A 7,960-nucleotide genomic window follows, 5' to 3' on the forward strand; every position below is an offset into this window, starting at 1 on the left:
GAAAGCGATGCCGAAGCATCGGTGAGCGCCGCTGACGACGTCGGGCGGGCGCCTCGGCAACCCCGCGGGCGCGTTATCAAGGCTTTCGGCCCCGTTGAGACCAATGGGGGTCGCGCGGCCCTTGTGATGGCCCGCATCACGGCGGACCACGCTCCTAACCGAAAGACTTGATAACGCGTTATACGACACAGCTGATCCTGATAGTCGGTACTAGAGCTTTGTGGCGGCGACTTCAATAGAACGCCGTGCCGCAGGCCCTTGTGTAATTATAGGGGGCGCGTAACGCTCGGCGCGCTCCAGGTGGATGAGAAGGGTCGCCGCGAATGCTGGTCTTCTACTACGCCCCGGATACCTGCGCACTGGCGTCTCACGTCGCCCTGGAAGAGGCCGGGGCGGACTACCGCCTTCACCTGATCGCCTTCGAAACGGCGGAACAGCGCAGCGCGTCCTATCTCGCCGTCAATCCGGCCGGACGCGTCCCGGCGCTGGTGACGCCCAACGGCGTCTTGACGGAGACGCCGGCCATCCTCGCCTACGTGGCACAGGCCTATCCGGCGGCGCGCCTGGCCCCGCTCGACGATGCCTTCGCCTTCGCCCAGGTGCAGAGCTTCAACTGCTACATCTGCGCGACGCTGCACGTCGCCCACGCCCACCGCATGCGCGGCCACCGTTGGGCCGACGAGGCGGAGGCAATCGCGGCGATGCAGCGCAAGGTGCCGGACTCGGTCGGCGCCTGCTACGCCCATATCGAACAGCAACTCTTCGTCGGCCCCTATGTCAGGGGTGAGGACTATACGGTCTGCGACCCCTATCTCTTCACCCTGGCTCAGTGGATGGAAGCCGACGGAGTCGACCCCGCGCGCTTTCCGAAGGTCGCGGCCCACCGCGAGATGATGGGGCGGCGCAAGACTGTTCGTGACGCGCTGCGCGCCGAGTTCGCCGGGCTTGCGGCGGATTAACCCCGGCTGACGCCGTTCATCGGGCCGGTCCGACGATTTATCGCGAAACGACGAGTCGGCGTTACGAACCGCCCATCTTGAGGGCCTTGTGCACGGCGCGCGCGACGTCGGCCTTGCGGAACGGCTTCTGCAGAAGGAGAACGCCGGGGTCCAGATAGCCTTGATTGTGGATCGCGCTCTCGGCGTAGCCGGAGGTAAAGAGAACCGGCAGCTTCGGATTGCGCCGCTTCAACTCCTCTGAAAGCTGGCGGCCGCTTAAGCCGCCCGGCAGCACCACGTCGCTGAGCACGAGATCGATCGAGGGCGCCTTGTCGAAGACTTCCAGGGCCGAAGTCGCCGTTGCGGCCTCGAGAACCGAAAAACCGAACGAGCGGAGGATGGCCACGACCAGTCTACGCAGGTCGGCATCGTCCTCGACAACCAAGACCACCTCGCCTCGCGCCGCCGACGGCAGCTCCGACATCTCTTCATCCTCTGCGGCGCTTTCGCTGCCGTAGTCGCGCGGCAGATAGAGCTTGATCGTCGTGCCCCGACCTTGCTCGCTGTCGATCGACGCGTGGCCGCCGGATTGCTTCGCAAAACCGTAGACCATGGAAAGCCCGAGACCGCTTCCGCGACCGACCTCCTTGGTCGTGAAGAAGGGGTCAAAGACCCGCTCAATCACGTCTGCCGGAATGCCGACACCGTTGTCGGTGACCGCAACTTGGACATATTGCCCAGGCTCAAGTTCGTCCTGCGCCGAGGTGTAGTCGTCGCCAATCCGCGTGTTGGAAGCCTCGATAGTCAGCTTGCCGCCTTCCGGCATGGCGTCTCGGGCGTTGATCGCCAGGTTCAGCAATGCGTTCTCGAGCTGGCCGGGATCGACCCGGCACGGCCAAAGACCAGCGTCGCCGGCTATCTCGATCTCGATGGTCTCGCCCAGGCTACGACGCAGCATGTCGCTCATGCTCTGTGTCAGGCGATCGACGTGGACCGACTCGGGCTTGAGCGGCTGTTTTCGCGAAAAGGCCAGCAGGCGCTGGGTCAGGGTGGCACCACGTTGCGTCGCCTGGATGGCCGACTCGAGGTAGCGGCTTAGATCCGAGCCAGGCGCCAGCCGGTCCTTGGCTATCTCCAGATTGCCCATCACGATTCCCAGGATGTTGTTGAAATCGTGCGCCACGCCGCCGGTAAGCTGGCCGACGGCTTCCATCTTCTGCGCCTGGCGCAGGTGCTCTTCCAGCTCGACCTGCGCCGTGACGTCGCGGGAGGTGAACACGAGGCCGCCGATCCCGGGCACCTCGACCGCATTGCGCCCCAAGGTGTCGAAGATCCGCCAAGAGCGGTCTTTGTGCCGCAGGCGCAGCCGCAGCGAGACCAGTTCGTCCGGCTTCTTGATGAGGCACTCGACCGCGTGGGCGACCTTGTCCAGGTCTTGAGCATGGACGTACTTCGTAGCTGACTCGCCGACTCTCTCTTCCGGACGGTACCCGAGCAGTTCTGTCACAGACGGGGACTGCATGAGCATCGTGCCGTCCGGACTGATGACCGCGATGATATCGCTCGTGTTCTCGAAGATGGCGCGAAAGCGTGCTTCGTTCTCCCTCAGGGCCGCTTCGGCGCGTCTCAGGTCGGTGATGTCCTGGATCGACACGTGGCTGCGTAGCGTCCGGCCTTGCGCGTCAGCGACCCGTTCGGCGATGGCGCGGACATGCCGCACCTCGCCATCCGGCCGCACGATCCTGTGTTCCAGTTCGGTGTTACGGGCCTCCGCGACCGCCTGCCTGATTTCGGCATTGCAGCGATCGATATCCTCTGGATGAAACAAGGCTTCGTGCAGTTGCTTCCGCGATTTGAAGCGCTTCAGAAACTCCGCCTCAGATGCGAGACCCAGTGCTCGAAAATACTCCTCAGAGGCATGGATCGGGCGATCCTGTTGCTCATCCCAGGTGAGATAGCCGACCTTGGCCAATCGTGTGGCATCGGCAAGTCGCGACTCGCTCTCTCGTAGCGCTTCCTTTGCCGCTACCTCGTCGGTGATGTCCTGAATTGTTGCTCTGAGTTGCAGTGCCCGCCCGGACTCGTCGCGGAGTACCTCACCGATCAGATGCAGGTGGCGGACCTCGCCGTCGCGCAAAACCATCCGGTACTCCAGCCCGTAGCCTTCGCCCGTCTCTATGGCTTTCTCTTCGGCCCGCTCGACGCGATCGAGATCGTCGGGATGAATCCACTCGGCGGCAGCCGCCCGCGAGGAGAAGGCTTCCAGGGCCTCTTCCAGAGAGGACAACCCGTAAATCCGCACCATCTCGTCAGAGACGTGAACCGCCTTACCCGCTGCAAGATCCCACACCCGGTAGCCGAGCTTCGCCAAGTGGGCGGCGTCGGCGAGGCGTCGCTCGCTTTCGGCGAGGGCCTGCTGGGCCATGACCTCGTCGGTTATGTCCCTCGCCGTGCCCCGATAGCCCCGGAAGACGCCGTGCTCGTCGAACAGCGGTCTGCCGTTCAAGGATTGGTGTCGTAGACGACCGAAGGGGCGAGAGGTGCTGTAGCGAAAATCGTGGAATGGCCTATGGGCCTCGAGGTCGGCGCGGTGGCGCCGCCAATGCTCGGCGTCGGTATCCTCCTCCGTGATCTCCCAGCGCCGCTTGCCGATCAGCAAAGCAGGATCAACACCGGTTATCTTCGCGAATCTCTCTGAGAAGAAGGAGAAGCGCAATTCGGCGTCCATCTCCCAGATCCAGTCGGAGGCGTAGTCACTGAGGAGTTGATAGCGCTGCTCACCTTCCCGCAGAGCCACCTCGGCCTCGTGACGTTCCGTGAATTCCATGACCGTGCCGGCCATCCGGATGGCTCTGCCTTGGGAGTCGCGGAGAGCCCGCCCGCGGTCCAGAACCCAACGCACCCTGCGGTCGCGACCGATGACACGCATCTCGCACTCGAAACGCGCCTTATCGCCGCGGAGATGCGCGCGCAGGGCCTCCTTGTATCGCTCGCGGTCATCGGCATGGATGCAATCGATGACCCGACCCTCCGGTATGAACGCCAGGTCCGATGCGAACCCGCAGATCTCGAGAAGTCGCGGCGAGAAGTAGACCCGGCCTGAAACCAGATCCCAATCCCATAAACCGTCACCGGATCCGCTCAACGCCAGCTTGTAGCGTTCCTCGCTTGCCTGCGGAGTCTCATCCGCCGTTCTCCGATGGGCTTTGGGAGCATCGGGTCCATGAGACGCACCGGCAGGGCTTAGCCTGACCGAAGTCGCCTCGGCGCAAGACCTCTCGGCTTTACGTCTTTCTGCCATGCACTCTCGGGCTAGCCTGACCGGCCGCAGCGATTACGGCCCGGCAGCCTTGCTCTTGCCTATGACGCGGGAGTTAGGATTTGGACCATATAACAAGGACTATGAGGAAAGTAAGCCTCTTCCTCTCTACAAGACCACGTCATCTGAAGCGCCAATAATGGCCATGCCTTACGTCGGACGCCCTGAGGTTGCAGACTCAGCCGCCCCAGACGTCGTCGTAGCGCGCCGTGCCGTCCTGCAGGGGATGGTCGCGGTAGGTGCGGACACCTTGAGCCCGGTAGAAGGTGATACCGGTAACCAAGAAGCCAAGGGCGATGAGGAGGTGCACCGCCAGGAGCTCGCCGAACCAGAGCCACGTGCCCGTGGCAGCGCAGAAGATCGTGGTCCACATGATGCTCAGAAGCACCATGACCTGGAAACGCCGGGCCGGCTGCAGATTGCGCAGCGGATTGACATCCGAATCCATGATCGCGCGGTAGATTGAGAGCATGTTATCCCCCTGTGCGTGTCCATCTCTTCATACGACCTCGGCTGTCTGCCGGATCAGCGGCGGCCGGTGAACCGATCCCGGCGGTCGGCGTAACAAATCAGGTAAACCACGGCGCACCGCGATGCTGAAAACTGCTGCCCACCACCCCGGCCCTCCCGCCTTCTACGACGACCTGGAGGGCTCGCTCGCCGAGGCCTGGCGCCTGATCGGGCGCGGGATCGCCGACCGGCGGTCGCCTTTCCACACGCCTACGGTGGCCACGACCCGGCCCGACGGCTCGCCCGCCTTGCGCACGGTCGTGCTCCGGGGCGCGGTGCCGGCGGAATGGACCCTGCGCTTCCACACCGACGTCCGCTCGGCGAAGTTCGCCGAGCTGGAGGCCGACCCGCGGGTCGCCCTCCACTTCTACGACTCCGGCCGCAAGGTCCAGGTCAGGATCGACGGGCGGGCACGGCTCCTGACCGGCGGGCCCGCGTTGGAGATCTGGGCCGCCATGAAGCCGCACAGCCGGGCCTGCTACCGGGCGGAAGCGGGGCCCGGCCAAGCCCTCGACACGCCGCCGCCGGCGCCCCCCGGCGGCGCTGCACAGGACGAGCGGGGCCGCGAGAACTTCGCCGTGGTCGCGGTCGCGGCCGTCCGGCTGGAATGGCTCTATCTCGCGGCCCGAGGCCATCGGCGCGCGCGGTTCGACCGGAACGACGGGCAGCTCTCGGCCACGTGGCTCGCCCCCTGAACGGGAAGCGGCCCGGGCCGAAACGACCCGAGCCGCGCTTCATCACCTTGAATGCTTTCCAGCGCGCTCTGGCGAGCGATGCTGTTACGCGGCCTCCTGCCGCGCCTCGGAAGCTGAGCCTTCGGTTTCGATGACCACCGCGACGGCGTGGACGACCGAGGCGATCCGGACGGCGGCCTGGATCGCTTCCCGGCTGAGGCCGCCCTTGCGCAGCTCGTGCTCGTGGGAGTCGACACAGAGGCCGCAGCCGTTGATCGCCGAGACGGCTAGCGACCAGAGCTCGAAGTCGGTCTTCTCGACGCCGGGGTTGGCGATGACGTTCATCCTGAGCCGCGCCGGCATGGACTGGTAGGCCTCCTCCTTGGCGATGTGGAGGAAGCGGTAGTAGACGTTGTTCATCGACATGATCGCCGCGGCCGCCTTGGCCGCCTTCGCGGCCTCGGGCGAGAGATGCTGAGCGGCGTCGGTCTCGATCGCGGCCAGCGTCGGGCCGTTCCGGGACGCCATGGCGGACGCCAGGAGCGTGCCCCAAAGCTGCTGCTCGGTCAGCGTGGTCTCGCGCAGCAGGCTGGACAGGTTCAGTTTCAGGTCCTTTGCGTACTCGGGCAGAGCGTTGCGCAGGGTCTCGACGGACATGGTTAAGTCCTCCTCGGGCAGGGGAATGAAACGGCGCGCGGGACCGGGCGCCCGAAAGCGCTCCGGTCCGCGGTCGCGATCGGGAGATCAGGCGGCCTTGAGGGTCTCGCCGCTGACGGGCCGGTTGCAGGGGCAGAGCTCGTCGGTCTGGAGGCCGTCGAGGATTCGCAGGGTCTCGGCCGGGCTGCGGCCCACGTTGAGGTTGTTAACCGTCACGTGCTGGATGACGTTGTGCGGGTCCACGATGAAGGTGGCGCGGAGCGCGACGCCCTCGTCGGATCGCACGCCCAGGGCGTCGACCAGCGATCCCGTGATGTCGGCGAAAGACCAATGGTTAAGCCGCGCGAGGTCACCGTGGTCGCGGCGCCAGGCCAGCTTACAGAACTCGTTGTCGGTGCTGCCGCCCATCAAGACGCAGTCGCGGTCCTCGAACTCGTCTTTCAGGCTGGCGTACTCGACGATCTCGGTCGGGCAAACGAAGGTGAAGTCCTTCGGGTAGAAGTAGATGACCTTCCACTTCCCGGAGAAGCTGTCCTGGGTCAGCGTCTCGAAAGCCTCGTCGGTGGGCTGCATGGCGCCCGGCTTAACACCTGTAACAGAGAATTCGGGTAGCTTATCGCCGACGGTAAGCATGGATTAGATCTCCTCTGGAGCGTTTGTGGGTTGAAATCCGGCACTGCTACGATCATTTCAGGAGAGTGGATTACGGAAAAAATTAGAATAATTCTAAAACTGGCACTCCGGACATCCCCGGAGCGGCTCGGCGCCGGCCCGCCGGGCGGCTTTCCGCCGGATCCCGCCATATTCCTCCGTCCTCGGACCCTTGAAGACGAGGTTTCTTAGAACACTTCTAAACTAACGCCGCCCGCGGTTTCGTATGAGGTGCGGGACTGATGGAGAAAGGACGCTAGACGATGAAGACGCAACAACAGGTACTGCTCTGGCTGGCAGCGGGGCTTCTGCTGCTCTTCGCCTTCAGCAGCCTGCAGCCGCCGAGCCGCGAGGCCGTGGCCAACCTGCCGTTTTCCGATTTTCTCGCCGAGGTAGAGGCCGGGGGCGTTGCCGAGGTGACCATTCAGGAACAACAGGTGGCGGGCACGCTGAGCGACGGGTCGCGGTTCCAGACCTACGCGCCCCAGGGCGCGGACATGGTTACGCCACTGACCGAGAAGGGCGTGCGGATCACCGCCATGCCCCAGCAGGAGCCAAGCTTCCTTGGCTCGCTGCTGACCTCTCTGCTGCCGATCATCCTGCTGCTCGGCGTCTGGATCTACTTCATGCGCCGCATGCAGGGTAACGGCCAGGGCGGCATGATGGGCTTCGCGAAGAGCAAGGCCAAGCTGATGACCCCGGACAGCCGGCGCGTCACCTTCCAGGACGTGGCCGGGATTGACGAGGCAAAGCTGGAGCTGGAGGAGATCGTCGACTTCCTGCGCGATCCTCAGAAATTCCAGCGCCTTGGCGGCCGCATCCCCAAGGGCGTTCTGCTGGTGGGGCCTCCGGGAACCGGTAAGACCCTGCTGGCGCGCTCCATCGCCGGCGAGGCCGAGGTACCCTTCTTCACCATCTCCGGCTCCGACTTCGTCGAGATGTTCGTCGGCGTCGGCGCGAGCCGCGTGCGCGACATGTTCGAGCAGGCCAAGAAGAACGCACCCTGCATCGTGTTCATCGACGAGATTGACGCGGTCGGCCGCAGCCGCGGCGCCGGCCTGGGCGGCGGTCACGACGAGCGCGAGCAGACCCTCAACCAGCTGCTGGTCGAGATGGACGGCTTCGAGGCGAGCGAGGGCGTGATCCTGATCGCCGCCACCAACCGGCCCGACGTGCTCGACCCGGCCCTGCTGCGCCCCGGCCGCTTCGAC

Annotated in this window: 7 protein-coding genes; 3 read left to right on the forward strand and 4 right to left on the reverse strand. The window is 64.8% G+C overall.

The genetic code is table 11. The features are described from left to right. Window positions 1–323: 323 nt before the first annotated feature. Window positions 324–959, forward strand: a complete 636-nt coding sequence (locus QNJ67_23475; GenBank protein ID MDJ0611953.1) for a glutathione S-transferase family protein — start codon at window positions 324–326, stop codon at window positions 957–959. A 61-nt stretch (window positions 960–1,020) separates the two neighbouring features. On the opposite strand, the gene QNJ67_23480 is transcribed toward QNJ67_23475, so the two are convergent. Together QNJ67_23480 and QNJ67_23485 are read right to left on the reverse strand one after the other, a co-directional pair. Then, a complete protein-coding gene (locus tag QNJ67_23480) occupies window positions 1,021–4,239 on the reverse strand; it encodes a PAS domain S-box protein (GenBank protein MDJ0611954.1) in 3,219 nt (1,072 codons plus the stop codon). Between the two features lie 196 nt (window positions 4,240–4,435). Then, window positions 4,436–4,729 carry a hypothetical protein gene (locus QNJ67_23485; GenBank protein ID MDJ0611955.1) on the reverse strand — a complete coding sequence of 98 codons (294 nt, stop codon included), beginning with the start codon at window positions 4,727–4,729 and terminating at the stop codon, window positions 4,436–4,438. A 121-nt stretch (window positions 4,730–4,850) separates the two neighbouring features. Here QNJ67_23485 and QNJ67_23490 point away from each other — a divergent pair, with 121 nt between their 5' ends. Then, window positions 4,851–5,462, forward strand: coding sequence for a pyridoxamine 5'-phosphate oxidase family protein (locus tag QNJ67_23490; protein MDJ0611956.1), 612 nt, complete (start codon window positions 4,851–4,853; stop codon window positions 5,460–5,462). 84 nt (window positions 5,463–5,546) lie between these two features. On the opposite strand, the gene QNJ67_23495 is transcribed toward QNJ67_23490, so the two are convergent. Both QNJ67_23495 and QNJ67_23500 read right to left on the reverse strand, forming a co-directional pair. Beyond that, complete coding sequence (locus tag QNJ67_23495) at window positions 5,547–6,098, reverse strand: carboxymuconolactone decarboxylase family protein (GenBank protein MDJ0611957.1); 552 nt, start codon at window positions 6,096–6,098, stop codon at window positions 5,547–5,549. 87 nt (window positions 6,099–6,185) lie between these two features. Then, window positions 6,186–6,731 carry a peroxiredoxin gene (locus QNJ67_23500; GenBank protein MDJ0611958.1) on the reverse strand — a complete coding sequence of 182 codons (546 nt, stop codon included), beginning with the start codon at window positions 6,729–6,731 and terminating at the stop codon, window positions 6,186–6,188. Window positions 6,732–7,012: 281 nt separating this feature from the next. Here QNJ67_23500 and QNJ67_23505 point away from each other — a divergent pair. Beyond that, on the forward strand, window positions 7,013–7,960 hold a 948-nt coding region (locus QNJ67_23505), incomplete at its 3' end, for an ATP-dependent metallopeptidase FtsH/Yme1/Tma family protein (GenBank protein ID MDJ0611959.1).

The sequence above is a fragment of the Kiloniellales bacterium genome (genome assembly GCA_030064845.1).
In the GTDB taxonomy this organism is placed as follows: Bacteria; Pseudomonadota; Alphaproteobacteria; order Kiloniellales; family JAKSDN01; genus JASJEC01.

Coding starts and splice junctions, on each gene's coding strand:
- QNJ67_23495 (MDJ0611957.1), bottom strand. CDS start 6,098: ATGTCCGTCGAGACCCTGCGCAACGCTCTGCCCGAGTACGCAAAGGAC.
- QNJ67_23490 (MDJ0611956.1), top strand. CDS start 4,851: ATGCTGAAAACTGCTGCCCACCACCCCGGCCCTCCCGCCTTCTACGAC.
- QNJ67_23475 (MDJ0611953.1), top strand. CDS start 324: ATGCTGGTCTTCTACTACGCCCCGGATACCTGCGCACTGGCGTCTCAC.
- QNJ67_23500 (MDJ0611958.1), bottom strand. CDS start 6,731: ATGCTTACCGTCGGCGATAAGCTACCCGAATTCTCTGTTACAGGTGTT.
- QNJ67_23485 (MDJ0611955.1), bottom strand. CDS start 4,729: ATGCTCTCAATCTACCGCGCGATCATGGATTCGGATGTCAATCCGCTG.
- QNJ67_23480 (MDJ0611954.1), bottom strand. CDS start 4,239: ATGGCAGAAAGACGTAAAGCCGAGAGGTCTTGCGCCGAGGCGACTTCG.